At 69.9% G+C, this 17,626-nt stretch carries 16 protein-coding genes and 1 pseudogene; 7 read left to right on the top strand and 10 right to left on the bottom strand.

Annotation, left to right across the window (positions count from 1 at the left end):
* The first annotated feature begins 54 nt into the window (after positions 1 to 54).
* Complete coding sequence (locus tag AOZ06_RS34850; RefSeq protein ID WP_054293264.1) at positions 55 to 978, top strand: GNAT family N-acetyltransferase; 924 nt, start codon at positions 55 to 57, stop codon at positions 976 to 978.
* A 170-nt stretch (positions 979 to 1,148) separates the two neighbouring features.
* Complete coding sequence (locus AOZ06_RS34845; protein ID WP_054293263.1) at positions 1,149 to 2,357, top strand: MFS transporter; 1,209 nt, start codon at positions 1,149 to 1,151, stop codon at positions 2,355 to 2,357.
* Here the strand turns inward: AOZ06_RS34845 and AOZ06_RS34840 are convergent.
* Both AOZ06_RS34840 and AOZ06_RS34835 read right to left on the bottom strand, forming a co-directional pair.
* On the bottom strand, positions 2,335 to 2,649 hold the full coding sequence (locus tag AOZ06_RS34840) for an ArsR/SmtB family transcription factor (protein WP_054293262.1): 315 nt from the start codon (positions 2,647 to 2,649) through the stop codon (positions 2,335 to 2,337). The two genes, AOZ06_RS34845 and AOZ06_RS34840, sit on opposite strands and share 23 nt — an antisense overlap.
* A gap of 10 nt (positions 2,650 to 2,659) precedes the next feature.
* A complete protein-coding gene (locus AOZ06_RS34835; RefSeq protein ID WP_054293261.1) occupies positions 2,660 to 3,085 on the bottom strand; it encodes an SRPBCC family protein in 426 nt (141 codons plus the stop codon).
* 147 nt (positions 3,086 to 3,232) lie between these two features.
* Here AOZ06_RS34835 and AOZ06_RS34830 point away from each other — a divergent pair, with 147 nt between their 5' ends.
* Complete coding sequence (locus tag AOZ06_RS34830; RefSeq protein ID WP_083472124.1) at positions 3,233 to 3,628, top strand: LapA family protein; 396 nt, start codon at positions 3,233 to 3,235, stop codon at positions 3,626 to 3,628.
* Between the two features lie 8 nt (positions 3,629 to 3,636).
* Here AOZ06_RS34830 and AOZ06_RS34825 read toward each other — a convergent pair.
* The 3 genes and pseudogenes from AOZ06_RS34825 to AOZ06_RS34815 form a co-directional block, all read right to left on the bottom strand.
* Positions 3,637 to 5,337: pseudogene (locus AOZ06_RS34825) on the bottom strand (glycoside hydrolase family 2 protein); the annotation flags it as partial.
* 51 nt (positions 5,338 to 5,388) lie between these two features.
* Positions 5,389 to 6,411: an LCP family protein gene (locus AOZ06_RS34820; protein WP_054293259.1), complete on the bottom strand. Its 1,023-nt coding sequence runs from the start codon at positions 6,409 to 6,411 to the stop codon at positions 5,389 to 5,391.
* The gene (locus AOZ06_RS34815; RefSeq protein ID WP_054293258.1) at positions 6,411 to 6,908 is read right to left on the bottom strand and encodes a SigE family RNA polymerase sigma factor; all 498 of its coding nucleotides are present in this window, start codon (positions 6,906 to 6,908) and stop codon (positions 6,411 to 6,413) included. Before AOZ06_RS34815 ends, AOZ06_RS34820 begins: the two co-directional genes overlap by 1 nt.
* A gap of 103 nt (positions 6,909 to 7,011) precedes the next feature.
* Between AOZ06_RS34815 and AOZ06_RS34810 the strand changes: the two genes are divergently transcribed.
* Together AOZ06_RS34810 and AOZ06_RS34805 are read left to right on the top strand one after the other, a co-directional pair.
* Positions 7,012 to 7,638 carry an AAA family ATPase gene (locus tag AOZ06_RS34810; RefSeq protein WP_054293257.1) on the top strand — a complete coding sequence of 209 codons (627 nt, stop codon included), beginning with the start codon at positions 7,012 to 7,014 and terminating at the stop codon, positions 7,636 to 7,638.
* Between the two features lie 111 nt (positions 7,639 to 7,749).
* Complete coding sequence (locus tag AOZ06_RS34805) at positions 7,750 to 8,658, top strand: C1 family peptidase (protein WP_054293256.1); 909 nt, start codon at positions 7,750 to 7,752, stop codon at positions 8,656 to 8,658.
* Between the two features lie 6 nt (positions 8,659 to 8,664).
* Here AOZ06_RS34805 and AOZ06_RS34800 read toward each other — a convergent pair whose 3' ends face one another.
* The gene (locus AOZ06_RS34800) at positions 8,665 to 9,411 is read right to left on the bottom strand and encodes an AfsR/SARP family transcriptional regulator (protein ID WP_054293255.1); all 747 of its coding nucleotides are present in this window, start codon (positions 9,409 to 9,411) and stop codon (positions 8,665 to 8,667) included.
* A gap of 146 nt (positions 9,412 to 9,557) precedes the next feature.
* Between AOZ06_RS34800 and AOZ06_RS34795 the strand changes: the two genes are divergently transcribed.
* Both AOZ06_RS34795 and AOZ06_RS34790 read left to right on the top strand, forming a co-directional pair.
* A complete protein-coding gene (locus AOZ06_RS34795; protein ID WP_054293254.1) occupies positions 9,558 to 11,426 on the top strand; it encodes an SAM-dependent methyltransferase in 1,869 nt (622 codons plus the stop codon).
* 19 nt (positions 11,427 to 11,445) lie between these two features.
* Positions 11,446 to 12,969 carry a serine/threonine-protein kinase gene (locus AOZ06_RS34790; RefSeq protein WP_054293253.1) on the top strand — a complete coding sequence of 508 codons (1,524 nt, stop codon included), beginning with the start codon at positions 11,446 to 11,448 and terminating at the stop codon, positions 12,967 to 12,969.
* Here AOZ06_RS34790 and AOZ06_RS34785 read toward each other — a convergent pair.
* The 4 genes from AOZ06_RS34785 to AOZ06_RS34770 all read right to left on the bottom strand — a co-directional run bounded on the left by AOZ06_RS34785 (position 12,951) and on the right by AOZ06_RS34770 (position 17,580).
* Positions 12,951 to 13,445 (bottom strand): class I SAM-dependent methyltransferase, encoded by a 495-nt coding sequence (locus AOZ06_RS34785; RefSeq protein WP_225953513.1) that lies wholly within the window; start codon positions 13,443 to 13,445, stop codon positions 12,951 to 12,953. The genes AOZ06_RS34790 and AOZ06_RS34785 overlap by 19 nt on opposite strands.
* Positions 13,446 to 13,608: 163 nt before the next feature.
* Positions 13,609 to 14,970, bottom strand: a complete 1,362-nt coding sequence (gene pdxR / locus AOZ06_RS34780; protein WP_054293252.1) for a MocR-like pyridoxine biosynthesis transcription factor PdxR — start codon at positions 14,968 to 14,970, stop codon at positions 13,609 to 13,611.
* A 34-nt stretch (positions 14,971 to 15,004) separates the two neighbouring features.
* The gene (locus tag AOZ06_RS34775; protein WP_225952978.1) at positions 15,005 to 17,041 is read right to left on the bottom strand and encodes an ABC transporter ATP-binding protein; all 2,037 of its coding nucleotides are present in this window, start codon (positions 17,039 to 17,041) and stop codon (positions 15,005 to 15,007) included.
* A complete protein-coding gene (locus AOZ06_RS34770; RefSeq protein WP_054293251.1) occupies positions 17,038 to 17,580 on the bottom strand; it encodes a TetR/AcrR family transcriptional regulator in 543 nt (180 codons plus the stop codon). The genes AOZ06_RS34775 and AOZ06_RS34770 overlap by 4 nt, the downstream gene beginning before the upstream one ends.
* Positions 17,581 to 17,626: the final 46 nt, after the last annotated feature.

The raw sequence follows: 17,626 nt of genomic DNA, 5'->3' as shown, positions 1-17,626 counted from the left end.
CCCCCGGGTGCTGACTGGGAGCGCGCCACGCACTTCCAGACGAGGAACGAACCCATGTCGTTGACCATCCGGGCGCTGCTGCCCGGTGAGGAACCCCTTTTCGACTCGTTGCCCGACCCCGGCCTGGTCGGGTTCGCCGCCTTCGGCGGGACCTACTCCGGGATGCGGGCCTACCGTCCCGAGTGGACGTGGATCGCCCAGCGGGACGGTGTCGTCGTCGCCCGTGCCGCGTGGTGGGGCGGTCCGGACGACACCGAACCGCGAGTGCTGGACTGGTTCGACTTCACCGACGCGGACGCCGCCGTCCAGCTGCTGCGCCAGTCCCCGCTGCACACCGAGTACTCGCTGAGGCTCCCGCCGGCCTGGCGCGAGGACGAGAAGATCCACCACGAGGCCCGGATCCGGATCGTGGCCGCCGAAACCGCCGGGTACGAGCACCTGGTCGACCGTTACCGCTACCGCTGGACGCCCGAGTGCGGCCTGCCGCCACGGCCGGGCAGGCTCGAACACCGCCCGGTTTCCGGCGAACGCGAGATCTTCGAGGCGTTCAAGCTGATCCACCAGGGCACTCTCGACGCACACGCCCGGCTGGCCATCGAGCGAGGCGGCGTCGACGCGGCCACGCAGGAGGAAGTCGACTTCCTGAACTGGATGCCGAGCCCGCGGGAGTGGTGGCGGCTGGCGTACACGCCGTCCGGGCAGCTGGCGGGCATCTCGATCCCCGGCCGCAACCACTCCGACCCGATCGTGGGCTTCATCGGAGTCACGCCCGCGCACCGAGGCAACGGATACGGCTACGACCTTTTGGTCGAGTGCACGCACATTCTCGTCGAGAACGGGGTGGACCACGTCGTCGGCGCCACCGACCAGCCCAACTTCCCGATGCACAAGGCGTTCACCAAGGCCGGCTACCCGGTCGTCGAACACCGGACCGACTTGGTGTGGACCGGAGTTCCACGTGATGCGCCAGGCGCGTGAACGGCTGACACCATTCGTCAGCCGCGTGCGTTCATAGCGGACAGCGGCACGGAAGCCATCCGTGCCGCTCGTCGCACGCAACCGGAATTGGCGGAACGCCAACCACATTCGACCGTGCGGATGTTCGCCACGGCCACGCGTGAACGCGCGGAGCGTGCCACTGTAGCCGGATGACCACGCTACCGGCGAAGCGTTCCGTCCTCCGGGATCCCACGTTCCTCAGACTGTGGCTGGCCACGACGTCGTCGACGGTGGCGACGTGGGCGTTGGCGTTCGTGCTCGGTCTCGCCGTGCTCGACCGGACGCTGTCCGCGGGTGGCCTCGGTGTCGTCCTCGCGGCGAGGACGGTCGGATTCCTCGTAGCCGTGCCAATTGGCGGGATTCTCGCCGACAGGTATCCGCGTCAGACCGTTGTGTTCTGGTCCTGTGCGCTGGCCGTCGTGAGCACGCCGGTGCTCGCGTTCGGCGGGCTGCCGTTGATGGTCTGCGCGGCTGCGGTGCTGGGTGCCGGGCAGGGTGCGTGCCGCCCGGCGTTCCAGGCGCTGACGGCCGAGGTCGTGCGCGCTTCCCAACGGCAGCGGGCGAATGCCGCGATGACGTTCGCCGTCCGTGCGTCCACTCTCATCGCGCCCGCGCTGACGGCGTTGCTGGCGACCGTTGTCAGCACGTCCGGTCTGTTGCTCGGAACGTGCGCGTTGTGGCTGATCGCCGCGCTCGTCCCGCCTCGCGGGGCTGATCAGGCCAAGCGGGAACGGGACAAGCCGCATCGGGAATTCCTTGAGGGACTGCAAGAAGCGCGCAGGCACCCGTGGTTCCTCGCCGGGCTGGCGGCGTTGAGCACGGTCACCGCCTTCGGGCAGTCGGCGATCTCGGTCGCGTTGCCGCTGGTGAGCCGTGACCGTTACGGCACGGAGGCGGTGCTGGCCGCCGGAGTCACGGCGTACTCGGTCGGTGCGTTGATCGGTGCGTTGATCATCGCCCGGTGGCGGCCACGCAACCAGGGCTGGGCGGCGCTCGCCGGGCTCGCGCTGTTCGGGTTCGCGCCGCTGAGCATGCTCATGCCCGTGCACCCGGTCGTGATCGTGGCCGCGTTCGTCGCGGTGGGGATCGGCATCGAGCTGTTCAACGTGCCCTGGTTCACCGCGACACAACGGGAAGTCGAGCCGGGCAAGCTGGCTCGCGTGTCCTCATTGGACTTCTTGTTCTCCTACGGCCTCGCGCCCATCGGCCTCGCCGTGATCGCGCCCGCGATCGGCGCGTTCGGCTTGAGCGCCGTGCTCGCCGTGTGCGCGGTGGTGTGTTTCCTCGCCCCGGCCGCCGCGGCTCTCGTGCCCAGCTCGCGGCACCTGTCGGTGGTCAGGACTCGGCGATCCGCTTGATGACCGCCAGCCTGCGGTCCCATTCGGCGGCCAGGCCCGCCATCCAGTCCGCGGTCTGCGCCAGCCGTTGCGACGTGAGGTGGTAACGCACCTCCCGGCCCTGCTTGCCGCTGCTGACAAGACCTGCCTGCTGCAGGACGGCCAGGTGCTTGACGATCGCCTGCCTGCTGACGGGAACGTCTTCGGCCAGTGTCGTCGCGGTGGCCTCGCCGCGGTCGGCGAGCGCGTCGAGCAGGCGCCGCCGGGTCGGGTCCGCCAGCGCGGCCAGCACCTCGTCGACACCGTTGGTCATCGGGCCCTCCTCAGGCTTCGAGGTACGCGCGCAGCTCGTCGAGTTCCTGCTGCCATCCTTGCGTGTTGTCCTGGACTGCCTGCTCCTTGCCCTCGGTCAGCGTGCTGAACCCGCTCTCGACGACACGCAGCAGGGTGCCGCCGTCCTGTTCGGACAACGTGAACTCGACGAGCGTCCGGTTGCCCGGCGCGGGATCGGTGTCGCTGGGCCGGGCCCACCAGTAGGAGAACCGGTGCGGCGGTTCGACGGCCTCGACCACGCCGTGGTTGCGCCCGTACGCGGTCCAGCCGAACACGATCGCGCCGCCCGGCCGCAGGTCGATCTCGGCCTCCTCGCCGAACCATTCCTGTACGTGCTTGTCCTCGGTCAGCGCGGCCCACACCCGCTCGATCGGCGCGGCGATGGCGACGTCCCGCCGGACGGTGTCGGTGACCATGTCTCCTCCTCAGTCGTTGATATGCAACTCCATGGTTGCACATCGTGAGTCTGGGATGCAACCGGCGAGTTGCGTGAACGGTGAGGCTACTCTGAAAGGGTGAACCACGCTCTGCGATCAGGGCAACGACGAGGGATGATTTCTCGCATGACCACCCCCGAAACCCCGCCGACGGACGAATTCCCCGTCCAGCACGCACCAACCGGCACCACCGGGACACCACCGGCAGGCCCCGCCGACGACATCGCCGCGATCGGGACCACATCCTCGCAGGCCGTCGCGAAAGTGACCAAGGGGACGCGGACCAGCGGAACCTGGATCGCGGTCATCGTCGCCGCGATCGTGCTGGTGTTCCTGCTGATCTTCATCCTGGCCAACCTGACCCCGGTCACCGTGACGTTCCTCGGCATGTCCGGCGAACTGCCGCTCGGCGTGGCCCTGCTGTTCGCCGCGATCAGCGGCGCGCTGCTGGTGGCACTGGTCGGTGCCGCCAGGATCCTGCAGCTGCGCCGCCGCGTCCGCCGCGTGGCCAAAGGGAGCTAGGACAGTTCGCGGACGATCAGCTGGTTGATCGCCCGGACCTCCTGGAAGTCCATTTTGGCCACGTGCCTGTCATAGGTGAAGAAGCCGTTGACCTCGTGCTCCACGTCGGTGATCTGGGTGTAGATCGCGCCGCTGAGCCCGTTGGCCAGTGCCACGTCGAGCAGGTCCCGCTGGTTCTCGACGTACCGCCTGGTCAGGCTCGTGATGTCGGGCGCCATCTCGTACGCCCCGCCGTCGGGGAACCACATGTGGCCGTCGACTTCCAGCCCGAAGCCGCCGTGCTCGCCGTCGATCGCGATGCGCGTCCCGTCCGGCTCCGGCTTGGCCGGGCCGACGTAGTCGTGCAGGTCCACCACGTCACCGCGGCCCGAGTCGCCGAAGGAATCCGGCAGGTTGTAACCGCTCTGCGCGTTCACCAGCCGCGCCGGGTCGAGCGCCTTGACCTCGTCGGCGATCCGGCCGGTGCCGGCCAGCGACCACTCGCCCCAGCCCTCGTTGAACGGGATCCAGCCGACGATCGACGTCCAGTTCTTCTTCTGCGCCACGAGCTCGTGCAGCTCGGCCTCGAACTGGCGCCGCGCCTCGGCGGGCGGGCGGCCGATCCTCGTCGACGGCATGTCCTGCCACACCAGCAGGCCGAGCCGGTCGGCGTGGTGGTACCAGCGGTCCGGCTCGGTCTTGATGTGCTTGCGGACCGCGTTGAACCCCAGCACCTTGTGCTGTTCCAGGTCGAACCGCAGCGCCTCGTCGGTCGGCGCGGTGTAGATCCCGTCCGGCCAGTACCCCTGGTCCAGTGTGGACAGCAGGAAGAGGAACTCGCCGTTGAGGGTGAAGCGCAGCCTGCCGCGGGCGTCGGACTTGGTGCCGAACGACCGCATCCCGAAGTACGAGGTGACGCGGTCGCCCGTGCCCAGCACGACTTCCAGGTCGTAGAGGAACGGCGACGACGGCGACCACAGCTTCGCACTGGGCACCGACACGTCCGCGGCACCCGTGCCCTTGGCCCGGCTGACGACGTCGTTGCCGTCGCGCACGACGGCCTCGAACGAAGTGTCCGATCCGGACACGTGCACGGTCAGTCCCAGCGTGCCGTTCTCCGGCGACGGCACCATGTCCAGGGTCGTGATGTACGTGCCGGGCACGGATTCCAGCCACACCGTCTGCCAGATCCCGGACGCGCCCGTGTAGAAGATGCCACGGTCGGGCACGAGCCGCTGTTTGCCGACGGGCTGCCAGGTCGCGTCCGCGCGGTCCTCCACTCCGGCGATCAGCTCCTGATCACCTTCGGCGCGGAGTGCTTCGGTGATGTCGAAGGAGAAGGAGCCGTAGCCGCCCCGGTGCGTCCCGACCTCGACACCGTTGACGTACACGGTCGCGCGGTAGTCGACCGCCCCGAAGTGCAGCAGGACCCGTTCACTCCAGCCGACTGGCACCTGGAAGACGCGGCGGTACCACATGAAGTCCTCATGCCGGGCGATTCCGGACAACGCCGACTCGATCGGATACGGCACGAGCACCCGTTCCGGCAGCGTCTCGCCGAACGGGGCCGGTGCGTCCTCGGTGGCGGCCGAGAACTCCCACACGCCGTTGAGGTTCAGCCAGTCCGGGCGGACCAGTTGCGGTCTCGGGTGTTCCGGCAGGGGGTCGGTGGGGGAGACCGAAGCGGTCCAGGGCGTGGTCAGTGGGCCGTCGGCCAGTGTCCAATCCATCACCACGGACGGTACCCGCTGACGCGAAGATCGTCAGCGGGTAGTCGACCGTCAGGACACGCAGGGCGTCCTGGTGTCGGTGCCAGTCGGGGCTCCGCTGGCCGGCGCGGCGCCGGTGCCGAAGAACTCCGTGGTGAACTGCTTGACCTTGGCGTTGTCGACCGTCAGCACGGTTCCCGCGCGGGAGGTCTGGCTGTGGTCCGCGACCGGGATCGTCGCCGCGGTGAGACCGGACTGGCCGGTCAGCCTGCGGGCGAGGCCGAGGACGTCCAGCGCCGGGTCAGTGTGGACAGTCCGCTTGACCGTGTCGACGAGTGAGGCCAGCCGGGCTGGCTCCACCGTGCCGAGCTTGGTCACCAACCCCTGCAGGAAGGCCTGGTGACGGGCGATCCGGTCGAGGTCGCCGCCTGCCATACCGTGCCGTTGACGGAGGAAGGCCAGCGCCTGCTCACCGGAAACGGTCTGCTTGCCCGCCTTGAGATCCGCCTTGGAGTACGTGTCCTTCACCGCGTTCTTCAGGCAGACCTCCACACCGCCGACGGCGGTGCTCAGCCCGGGGAACCCGGCCATGTCCACGGTCGCGTAGTGCTGGGCGCGGACGCCGGTGATCTTCTCCACCTCGGCCACCATGGCCTGCGCTCCCCTGTCGCCGCCTCCGGCCTGGGGGTAGGCCAGGTTCAGCTTCGTGTCGGGGCCGGTCCGGGTGTCCCGGGGCACCGACAGCGCGCGGACCGCACCGTCCGCGCGGACCCGCAGCAGCACGATCGCATCCGGGCGCTGCGCCTCGTCGAGGTAGTTGTCCAGGCCGAGAACCAGGATGGTCTGCTCGGTCTGGGCACCGTCGGCCGTGTTGGCGGCCGCGGGCCCGGCGTCGTCACCACGCGAGGCTGTCAGCGGGATCATCACGCCCGCGATGCCCGCGGCGACGGCCACACCGGCGACGGCGACGGCGAGCCCGCGACTGCGGCGCGGTTTGCGCCCGCTGTGCAACGTGGACAGCACGGTGCCGGGATCGACCGCCTGCCCGGCTTCCTCGTGGATCGCCTCGCGGATCAGCAGTTCGTCGTTGGTCATCACAGCACCTCCATGATCCGGTCGTTGGTTCGCAACGTCTTCAGTGCGCGGGAGATGTGGCTGCGCACGGTTCCCGCCGAGCAGTTGAGGACGCTGGCGATCTCGTCGTCAGTGCGGTCCTCGTAGTACCGCAGCACCAGCGCCGCGCGCTGTTTGCGGGGCAGCTGGGCGATCCTGGCGCGCATCGCGTCCCGTTCGGCGTGCCGCTCCGCGGGGTCGCCGACGGGTGGCGTGTGCGCGGCGATGGTCGTCGCCGGTGACGCGATGTCCCTCGATGCCCGGCGGCGCCACCAGGAGAGGTACTCGTTCGTCACCATGCGCTGGACGTAGAGGTATGGCGCGTCCATCGTCCCGATCCGGTCCCAGCGCCGCTGCGCGCGCAGCAGTACCTCCTGCACGATGTCCTGGGCCAGGTACCGGTCACAGGTCATCGCGGTGGCGTAGCGCAACAGCCGGTCGAGACGCGCAGCGACGAACTGGTCGAAGCCGTCCGGCACCGTCGCTCCCTTCTGCTCGTGTGTCGAATGCGCCGGGGAAACCCCGAACCACCCGTCAGATGTTGACTGATGTGACGCGGAACACCTGTGAGAGGGTCGGGTCGTGCTGATCTGGATCAACGGACCCTTCGGCGGTGGCAAGACGCAGACGGCGTTCGAACTGCACCGGCGGCTGGCCGGAAGCGTGGTGTGCGACCCGGAGCTGGTCGGCTTCGGCCTGCACCGGATGACCCCGCGCCCGCTGCGCTCCGACTTCCAGGATATGCCGTCGTGGCGGCAGGGCGTGCTCGAAGTCCTCGACCTGGTGCTCCGCGAGCACGGCGGCCCGGTGATCGCTCCGATGACCCTGGTCGACTCCGGCTACTTCGACGAGATCATCGGGCGGCTGCGCGACAGCGGCCACGACGTGCGGCACTTCGCGCTGCTCGCCACGCGCGAGACGGTCCTCGACCGGCTCGCTGGCCGCGGCCTCGGCCGGTTCACCAGCCGCGAGGCGGCCATGCGGCGCGAGTCCTTCGCCGTGGGGAAGGTCGACAGCTGCCTCGAACGGCTGAGCAAGCCGAAGTTCGGTGAGCAGGTCTGGACCGACACGCTGTCGATCCCGCAGGTCGCCGAGCACGTCGCGACCGCGGCGGGACTGCACCTCGCCCCGAACACCGACAGCCCGGTGCGGCAGCGGGTCACGCAGGTCGTCACGCAGGTCCGGCACATCAGGGCGACGTTCGGCTGAGCGCTGCCCGATCGGGCGCAGTCGCGCTGAACGGAGTATCCGCGGGCCGGCTGCCGCCTCTTTGGGGTATCGCAGTCTTGGGCTGTCACCGTCGACACGGGTGAGGGAGACATGGACACGATCTCGTTATCCGGCAGGTCCGCGCCTGCCGGGCTTGGCTGGCTGCCGGACCGGCCGGACGTGCGCGACCTGACGCACGAGTCCCCGGAGGTCCGCGCGCTGCTCGCGGAATCCGGATCGCCGTCGCTGCGCGCACTGGCCGGTGACGACGCGGCCGAGCCGCCTGCCACCGCCGACCTGCGCGAGTGGTTCTCACCGGTCGAGGACCAGGGCGACATCGGCTCGTGCACCGCGAACGCGGCGTGCGGGATCGTGGAGTACTTCCAACGCCGTTCATTCGGCAAGCACGTGGAGATGTCGCGGCTGTTCCTCTACAAGGTCACCCGCCAGTACCTCGGGCTGACCGGGGACACCGGCGCGCACCTGCGCAGTGCCATGGGGGCGCTCGCGTTGTTCGGCGTGCCGCCGGAGCGGTACTGGCCGTACGACGTCGCCCAGTTCGAGGCGGACCCGCCCGCGTTCGTCTTCGCCTACGCCCAGAACTTCCAGGCGTTGACGTACTTCCGGCTCGACCCGGCCAACGCCTCCGGCAAGGAGGTGCTGGCCACGGTCCGCAGGCACCTGGCCGCCGGGGTGCCGTCGATGTTCGGGTTCACGGTGTACAACAGCATCCGCCGCCCGGCCGAGGCCGGTGAGATCCCGTTCCCCGCGAAGGGCGAGAGTGTCGCGGGCGGGCACGCGATCGTCGCGGTCGGCTACGACGACGACAAGGTGATCGAGAACCCGATCGACGGCAAGACGACCACGGGCGCGTTCCTGATCCGCAACTCGTGGGGCGAGTCGTGGGGTGAGAGCGGGTACGGCTGGCTGCCGTACGAGTACGTGCTCAGGGGCCTCGCCGAGGACTGGTGGGCGATGACCGCGCAGGAGTGGATCGCCACCGCGGCGTTCGAGGAGTGAGACCTCTCAGCCGTTGAGGATCATCTCGTGCACGTGCCGCAGCTGGCGGCCCGGCTCGATGCCGAGCTGGTCCACCAGGGCCCGCCGGGTGGCCTGGTAGACCTGCAGCGCCTCGGCCCGGCGGCCCACAGCCGCGAGCGCCCGCATCGACTGCGCGGCGAACCGTTCCCGCAGCGGGTACTGGCGCACCAGGGTGTCCAGTTCGCCGAGTAGTTCGCCTGCCTTGCCGCAGGCCAGTTCGGCGTCCACGCACTCCTCGATGACGGTGATCCGTTCGGTTTCCAGCCGCACCGCCTCCAGTTCGAGGTGCGGCTGGTCCATCGCGCACATCTCGGGGCTGCGCCACTGTTCGAGCGCACGCCGCAAATGCCGGGCGGCCCTCGGGTAGTCGCCCGCGCGGGCCGCGTGGCGTCCGGCGTCGACCTCGGCGTGGAACGTCAGCAGGTCGAGGTCGGTCACGTCGAGGCTGATCCGGTAGCCGCCCCCGGCTTGCTCGATCGGGATGCCGCGGTCCCGCAGCCGGGACACGTACGTGTGCAGGTTCGACACGTACGACTTGGGCGGCGTGTCGCCCCACAGCACTTCCACGAGCCGTCTCGTCGGTACGCAGCGGTTGGCGTGGAACAGCAATTCCGTCAGCAGTGCGGGCAGAAGGCTGCCGCGCAGCGAGACGTGTGAGCCGTCCTGTGCCGCCACGGTCAACGGTCCCAGCACGCTGAACCTGAAGTCCTCCTTGACCGCTGTCTTGGTCACGCCGCCACCCCTGTCAGTGTTTCCTGAGTCGTCTCTGTGTTGCGGCGAAATCTGACCATAGCCATGTGAACTCTGTCAACAGAGTAGACGGTGGTACGGTATGTTTCCTCGGGTCGGGACGTGTGAACTGGGAAGGAGCGAGGCGAGTGTCGAACGAGGCTGCCATCACGGCGGCGGACATCGCCAGGCTGGCCGGAGTGGGCCGGGCCGCGGTGAGCAACTGGCGCCGCAGGTACGAGGACTTCCCCGCACCGGTCGGCGGAACGCCCAACAGCCCACTGTTCACGCTCGCCGAAGTCGAGCGGTGGCTTCGTGACCAGGGAAAACTCCAGATGGTCTCGCCGTGGGAGCGGTTGTGGCAGCTGCTGGAGGCCCATCGCGGTGACCAGGAACCCGCCGACGTGCTCGCCGCCATCGGTGACTTCCTGCTGCGGCGCACCGACGGCACTCCTGTGGCACCCGCGTTGCTCAACGAGGTGGCCACGCTCGCCAACGAACACGGCGCGCTCACCACCGCCGAAGCGCTCTGGGAGCGGTTCGTGCAGACCAATGCCCGGTGGATGGCGGTGACGGCACCGGACACGGCCCGGCTGATGGCCGAGCTGACCGGCCTGTCGACCGGCGTCGTGCTCGACCCCGCCTGCGGCGGCGGCTCACTGCTCGCCGCGGTCGCGGGCCGGACCGGCGGCCCGGTGCACTGCCTCGGCCAGGAGATCGACCACGGCCTCGCCGCGCTCGCCCGCACCCGGCTGGACCTGAGGGGCGTGCCCGCCGAGATCGCGACGGCGGACTCACTGCTGCACGACGCCTACCCCGGCAGGCTCGCCGACGCGGTCGTCTGCGACCCGCCGGTCGGCGAACGCCAGTGGGGACACGAGGACCTGTTGCACGACCCGCGCTGGGAGTACGGCATCCCGCCGCGGATGGAATCCGAACTGGCCTGGGTCCAGCACGCGCTCGCCCACGTCAAACCGGGCGGGCTGGTGGCCATCCTGATGCCGCCGTCGGCGGCGGCCCGGCGATCCGGCCGCCGGATCCGCGCTGAACTGTTGCGGCGCGGTGCCTTGCGGGCCGTGCTGGCCCTGCCCGGCCCGGTGCACCTGTGGATGCTGCGCAAACCGGGACAACCGGCGGACCCGCAGGTGCTCGTCCTGGAAGCCACGACAGCCGAATGGGACCGGGCCGCCGCGCTGGCCGTGGCCGCGTGGCGCGCCTTCGACGCGCCCGACGGCGCCGCCGAGGACGAGCCGGGTGTGTCGCGGGTGATCCCGGTGCTCGACCTGCTCGGCGAGGAGGTCGACCTCACCCCCGCGCGCAACCTGCCGATCTCCTCCGCACCGGACACCGCGGAGAAACTCCTGGCAGGGCACCGGGAGCTGACCGCGCGCCTCAGCGGGCTGGCGCCGCTGCTGCCGACGCTGGACTGGACCGGTCGCGCCCAGCAGCATCGGCCGATGACCACGGTCGCCGAACTGATCAAGACGGGTGCGCTGAGCCTGCTGCAGTCCGACGTGCCGCAGAACCCGCCCGGGGACGCCGTTCCGCTGCTCGAGGTACCCGACGTCCTGGCCGACCGGCCCGCTTCCCGCCGGATCTCCCGTGAACACGCTGCCAACGCGGTCCGGGTGCTCGCGGGCGACGTCGTGATGCCGACCGCCGGGCACAAACTGGTGGCGCGGGTCGTGACCGACCCGGGCGCGGTCCTCGGCCGCGGCCTGTGCCTGTTGCGCCCCAACCCCGACGTGCTGGACTCCTGGTTCCTCGCCGGGTTCCTCGGCGGCTCGGCGAACTCGCGGCAGGCGAGCACCCACCTGTCCGCGGCGGCGCGCCTCGACGTGCGGCGGTGCGAGGTTCCCCGGATGCCGCTCGCCGAGCAACATCGCTATGCTGCGGTGTTTTCCGCGCTGGGGACGTTCGGCACCGCAGTCGGCCGCGCCGGAGCCCTCGCCGAACAGGTCGTTCAGGCTACTGTGGATGGTCTGGTCGACGGTCTGGTGGCGCCGGAGAAGACTTGAGCCGGGAGGATGGGGGCACGTGCAGCGCATCGTCGGTGACCGGTACGAACTCGTCCGGCCACTGGGGCGTGGCGGGATGGGCGAGGTGTGGCTGGGCAGGGATCACCGGCTCGACCGCGACGTCGCGGTGAAACTGCTGCGCCCCAGCGTTTTGCCCGTTGGCGCGGACGTGGAGACGCTGATCAGCAGGTTCAGCCGCGAGGCGCGGATGACCGCGAAGCTGGAGAACCCCGGGGTTCCCGCGGTCTACGACGCGGGCACCGACGAGGACGACCTGTACCTGGTGATGCAGCTGATCGGCGGGGCGGACCTCGCCGAGTTCCAGGCGGAGAACGAGCCGGTGCCGGTCGGCTGGGTGATCGCCATCGGCGCCCAGATCGCCGCGGTGCTCGTCGCGGCGCACGCGGCCGGCCTGGTGCACCGCGATCTCAAGCCCCGCAACGTGATGATCACCGACAACGGCGAGATCAAGGTGCTCGACTTCGGCATCGCCCTGCTGCGCGACGTGGACATGACCCGGATAACCCGCACGTCGGAAGCGGTCGGCACGCCCGCGTACATGGCCCCCGAACAGGCCATGCACGGCCAGTCCAGCCCCAGCAGCGACCTGTACTCGCTCGGGTGTGTGCTCTACGAGCTGTTGACGGGCCGTTACGTGTTCGAGGCGAACACGGCGTTGGCGATGATGCACCGCCACTACACCGACGTCCCGGAACCGGTGCTGTCACTCAGACCCGACACGGGACAGCCGCTGGCGGACCTCGTCGGCCGATTACTCGCCAAGCACCCCGGCCACCGGCCTGCGTCGGCGGGCGAGGTCCACGACGTGCTGATGTCGCTGATGCCACCGGCGCGCGCGGGCGGGCCGCTGATCCCGATGGACCCGACCAGGCCGTTCCGCGACAAACTCGCCACACCGCGCCCGCCTTTCCGGCAACTGCCGACACCACCGCCGGTCTCGCCCGTGGACCCGCCGACCCTGCCGGCCAGCCGCACTCCGGCGCCCCTGATGCCCGTGGCGCCCGTGTTGCAGTCGGCGCCGCCGATGCCCACTGCGCGGCCGTACCCGCCCCGGGCCGACCTGCGACCCGTCGACACCCCGGGCCGCAGGCTCGGCGAAGGGGTACTGCTGGGCTTCCCGTGCCTGGTGTTCGGGTTGGCCATCGACGACCTCGTCCGCAAGGGCACCGTCGTCGAGCCGTACGCGATGGCCCTGTTCGTCGCACTGCCGTTGTTCTTCGGTTTGCGCATGCGCAAACGGCGCCTGCGGCTGCCGTACCACTGGTCACCCGGCCCGTTCGGCCGGCACGCCCTGCCACCGCGCCACACCGTTCTGGCCGAACGGGTGCTGGAACGTTTCCTGCTGATCTTCGGCGCGGTGGTCCTGATCGGTCTCCTGGCCCAGCCGAAGCTGCTCATCCAGGACGACGGAACGCGCAGCATCGGCGTGATCGGCATGCTCACCGTGAGCCTGGTGATCTTCGTACCGGGACTGCTGATGCGCCAGCGCAGGCTCGGCCGTCCCTATCCCTGGGTGCCGTAGTACGAGTGCACGGCGGGCTGACCCGTGTAGCTGGGGCCCGCTGACTTGTCGGCACCGAGGTACTTCCACGGGAACGGCGTGGTGCGCGGCCCGTGTTTGCGGATCCGCCGCGTCCGGGCGTTGTAGTCGAAACCCGCTGTCCGCAGGGCTTTCGTGATGTTCAACGGACTGCCGTCGCTGTCGCGGACGGCGTCGGCGTCGAAGTTGGCGACGAACACGCCATCCGGCGCCAGCCACTGGGCCACACGGGTCAGCGTCCCCAGTTTGTCCCCGATGTAGTGCAGGCCGTGCACACACGTGATGAGGTCGTACCGGTCCTCGGGCTGCCACGCCGACACCGGGGCGGCGATCAGGGTCACGTTGGCCGCGGTCGCGGTCGTGAACTGGTCGACCAGGTCCAGCCCGCTGATCGTGCCGCCGGGCAGCTGCGGGGCCGCGTCGACGAGCGCTTTCCCGCTGCCGCAACAGAGATCCAGCCAGCTGGTGGGCTGGTGGGCTGGTGGGCTGGTGGGCGAGGATGTCGAACGCCAGCGCTGTGCGGTAGCTGTCCCGCCCGGTCAACGGCCGCGTCCTGTTCACGGACCTGTTCGCCACGACATCGGACCGCAACAGTTCTTCCTCGTGGGAGAGGTGCATCCACTAACCCCGCAGCTCGTGCAGTACGGCCAGCAACGCTTCCAGCGCGCCGGTGAACGCGTTCTTCGACGGGGCACCGTATCCGACGATCAAACCGTGCTGTTTCCGCTGCACCACCATCGGTGCGACCGTCGCGATGTCCAGGGAATGCCTGCGGGCGACCGCGGGGACCTGGGCCTCGGCGTCTTCGGACAGCGGCACCATCAGGTGCAGTCCGGCCGAGATCCCCTGCGGGATCAGGTGTGGGGGCAACGCGGCGGCCAGCCGGTCGCGCCGCGACCGGTACTCGATCCGGCAGCGGCGCACGTGCCGGTCGTACGCGCCCGTGCTGATCATGTCGGCCAGCACCAGCTGGGTGGGCAGCGGCGGCTGGGCGCCGCTGGACGCCAGCGCGGCGATCACGGGGTCCACGAGTGAGCGGGGGAGCACCAGCCAGCCGAGCCGCAGCGACGGGGCCAGCGTCTTGCTCGCGGTCCCCGCGTAGATCACCCGTTCCGGCGCGAGTGCTTGCAGGGCACCGACTTGCTGACGGTCATAGCGGAACTCGCCGTCGTAGTCGTCCTCGACGATCACCGCGCCGGTCCGTGTCAACGCTGTCCGGCGGTCAGGCGCCAGGGTCACGCCGATGGGGGACTGGTGCGCCGGGGTCACCACCACCGCCGGGCTGGTCAGCTCGGCCACGCGCATCCCGTCGCCGTCCACCGGCACGGTCGTGATCCGCTGCCCGGCCGCCGCGGCCAGGTCGCGAAACCGGTGGAACGACGGGTCTTCGAACGCCATCTCGCCGATGCCGACCTGCTGCAGCGCGTGCCCGAGCACGGTCATCGCGTGCGAGAAACCCGCGCAGACCACGATCCTGGCGGGATCGGCCAGCACGCCCCGGCTGCGGGCGAGATACGCCGACAAGGTCGCTCGCAGCACGGACGAACCGCGTGGTTCCCCGTAGCCGAAGGTCTCGTTGTGCGTGTGCTGGAGCACCCGCTTGGTCGCCGCGAGCCAGACGTCCCTGGGGAACAGGGCCGAATCCGGGCGGCCGGGCAGCAGGTTCCACCGCATCACGGGTTCGCGCGCCGACGTCGGCCGCGGCTGCGACAACGCCTCCGCGCCCGCCGTCGCCACCCGGGTCGGCGCCCCCTGGCTGGACTGGAGGTAGCCCTCAGCCGCGAGGTCCGAGTACACGCGCGTGACCGTTCCCCTTGCCACGCCGAGGTCGTGCGCCAGCGCCCGGGTCGAGGGCACGACCGCGCCGGGACGCCAGCGGCCGTCCCGGATCGCCGCGCGGACCGCCTTCGCCAGGCCCTTGCGGCCCGTCCCCGGTGTCCAGTCCAGGTGCACGTCGAGCGAACTGGACCACTCGTCTGCCATGGAAAAGTACTCTACCTGTGGACAGGTTCGCCGGTCAGGCGTCCAGGTACGCGGCGGCCTGCAACGTGAACAGCTCCGCGTAGCCGCCGTCGAGTTCCATCAGCTCGGCGTGCGTGCCCTGCTCCAGCAGCTTGCCGTGTTCCAGCAGGATGATCCGGTCGGCCTGGCGGACCGTGGAGAACCGGTGCGAGATGTACAGCGTGGTCCGGCCCTCGGCCAGCTGCCGCAGCCGGACGAACAAGTCGTGCTCGGCCTGGGCGTCCAGTGCCGACGTCGGCTCGTCCAGCACCAGGATCGGCACCTCGCGCAGGAACGCCCGGCCCAGCGCGATCTTCTGCCACTCACCGCCGGAGAGGCTGACGCCCTCGTCGAACCACCGGCCCAGCGGGCTGTCGTACCCGCGTGGCAGGCGGTCGATCCGGTCGGCGATCCCGGCCCGCCCGGCCGCCTTCTCGATCACCGGGCGGTCGGTCAGGTGGTCGAGGTCGCCGAGCCCGATGTTCTCCGCCGCCGTGGCCTGGTAGCTGACGTGGTCCTGGAACATCGCGCTGATCCGGCGTTGCAGGTCGACCGGGTCGAGCGTGCGGATGTCGACGCCGTCCAGCAGGATCCGGCCGCCGGTCGGGTCGTAGAGCCGGCACAGCAGTTTGATCAGCGTCGACTTGCCCGCGCCGTTCTTGCCGACCACCGCGACGGTCTCGCCGGGCTGGATGTCGAAGCTGACGTCCTTGAGCGCGGGCTCGTCGGCGCCGGGGTAGCTGAACGTGACGCGGTCGAAGGTGATGTGGCCGTGCAGCGGATCGGGCAGTTCGGCCGGGGACTCGGGACGGCTGATCTCGGGTTTGGTGTCCAGGAAGCGGTACAGCGTGTCCAGGTACAGGTTGTTCTCGTACATCCCGGAGAAGCTGCCGAACAGCCCGCCGACCGAACTCTGCACCGAAGCGGCGGCCGCGGTGTACAGCGCGAGGTCGCCCAGCGTCAGCTCGCCCGTCACGGCCCGCAGCGCGATGTAGAGGTAGATCGCCGAACCCGCGACCGTGCTCAGCAGCCCCCACAGCGTGCCGGCCACGTTCTTCTTGCGGATCATCCCGCGCTGCCGCTCGTAGTACACCTTGCCCAGTCGTTCGAACCGGTCGACCAGGTACGGGCCGAGGCCGAAGAGCTTGACCTCCTTGGCGTACGTGTCCGTGGTGACCAGTGAGGACAGGTAGTCCATCCGCCTGCGGATCGGCGAGACGAGGTAGCTCAGGATGAACGACTGCGCGCCGTACTTGGACTGCGAGATGAACAGCGGGACCGGCGCGAGCAGCGCGACGATGGCCAGCACCGGGCTCACGGTGATCAGCAGGGCGATCATGCTGGTGAACGTGATCGCCATCCGGCCGAGACCGAGCGCGGAGCTCATCATCGACATCGGGCGCATCGGCGCCTCCCGGTCGGCCTGGCGCAGCAGGTCGTAGGAAGCGGAGTCCTCGAAGAACGACAGGTGCAGCCGGCTCGCGTGGTCCATCACCTGGTGGCGGATGGTCAGCGTCATCCGTTCCTGCAGCAACTGCTGGCTGACCGTGGTGAGCATCGTCGTGACCGACTGGACGACGAAGATGACGAGCTGGAAGGCCGCGATGCCGACGATCTTGCCGACCGAGGTGACGGTCTGGTCGCCGGCCAGCGGGATGTGCAGCACGGTCTGGTCGGGGCGGCCGGTCGCGTGGATCTGGATGGCCTCGACCACGGCGTCCATCAGGATCTTCGCCACGTACGCGGTCGCGGTCGGGATGAGTCCACTCACGACAGTGACGATCACGAGCGTGACCGTCAGCGGTCTGCTTGCCTGCCAGGACAAACGGAACACGCGAGGCAGCGCGCGGGCGGTCCCGGACACCGATTCCCGCAGCCGCTGTAACCGGGACCGCAGATCCTTGGGCTGGTCCGGCGGTTCGGGGTCGGGGATCTCCACCGGCCCGGTGAGCCCGCTGTCGGCGACCGTGGACGGCAGCCGCCTGCCCCTGCGGCGCCGCAGGATCATGGACTCGAAACCGCCGCCGCCCGGCATCCCGCCGCCCGCTGTCATCGGACGGCCCCGTTGAGCAGGACGTCGATCATGTCGGCGGTCTCGGGTTTCTCGTCGCCCATGCGCGACCGCATCATCAACAAGCCGGTGAACATGGCGGCCAGTTGGTAGGGCGCGACACGCAGGGAGTCGCGCTCGGGCTCGAACAGTTCGGCGACCGCCTCCCGGATCGCGTCCTGCCCGGGGCGCCGGGGATGCTGCCCGCGTTCACGCTGGAAGCCGGAGGCCCGCAACGCCCCGAACAACGCGCCCATCCGTTCCATGTGCGCCGCCAGCGCGGCCGCGGCCTCCGCCAGCCGCTCGGCGAGTGGCGCCTCCAGGGGAATGGCCTCGATCGCCGCGACCGCGTTGTCCGCGCGCAGCGCCTCCGTGAGACACGCCTTGAGCAGCTCGTCCTTGTCGGCGAACGCACGGAACACCGTCGCCTCGCCGATGCCCGCGGCGCGGGCGATCTGGCTGGTGGTCACCGTGTGACCGTGTTCGACCAGCAGCGGCAACACCGCCTGCACGATCATCGCCCGGCGCTTCTCCGGGGTCATTCCCGGCGCGCGTCGCCGGGTGGGTGCGTCACTCATGCTCCCAGTG

The sequence above is a fragment of the Kibdelosporangium phytohabitans genome, from assembly GCF_001302585.1.
GTDB lineage: Bacteria > Actinomycetota > Actinomycetes > Mycobacteriales > Pseudonocardiaceae > Kibdelosporangium > Kibdelosporangium phytohabitans.
This window is presented reverse-complemented; position numbering and strand designations above follow the sequence as displayed.

Coding starts and splice junctions, on each gene's coding strand:
- AOZ06_RS34805 (WP_054293256.1), top strand. CDS start 7,750: ATGGACACGATCTCGTTATCCGGCAGGTCCGCGCCTGCCGGGCTTGGC.
- pdxR (WP_054293252.1), bottom strand. CDS start 14,970: ATGGCAGACGAGTGGTCCAGTTCGCTCGACGTGCACCTGGACTGGACA.
- AOZ06_RS34845 (WP_054293263.1), top strand. CDS start 1,149: ATGACCACGCTACCGGCGAAGCGTTCCGTCCTCCGGGATCCCACGTTC.
- AOZ06_RS34820 (WP_054293259.1), bottom strand. CDS start 6,411: ATGACCAACGACGAACTGCTGATCCGCGAGGCGATCCACGAGGAAGCC.
- AOZ06_RS34850 (WP_054293264.1), top strand. CDS start 55: ATGTCGTTGACCATCCGGGCGCTGCTGCCCGGTGAGGAACCCCTTTTC.
- AOZ06_RS34775 (WP_225952978.1), bottom strand. CDS start 17,041: ATGACAGCGGGCGGCGGGATGCCGGGCGGCGGCGGTTTCGAGTCCATG.
- AOZ06_RS34830 (WP_083472124.1), top strand. CDS start 3,233: ATGACCACCCCCGAAACCCCGCCGACGGACGAATTCCCCGTCCAGCAC.
- AOZ06_RS34770 (WP_054293251.1), bottom strand. CDS start 17,580: ATGACCCCGGAGAAGCGCCGGGCGATGATCGTGCAGGCGGTGTTGCCG.
- AOZ06_RS34840 (WP_054293262.1), bottom strand. CDS start 2,649: ATGACCAACGGTGTCGACGAGGTGCTGGCCGCGCTGGCGGACCCGACC.
- AOZ06_RS34835 (WP_054293261.1), bottom strand. CDS start 3,085: ATGGTCACCGACACCGTCCGGCGGGACGTCGCCATCGCCGCGCCGATC.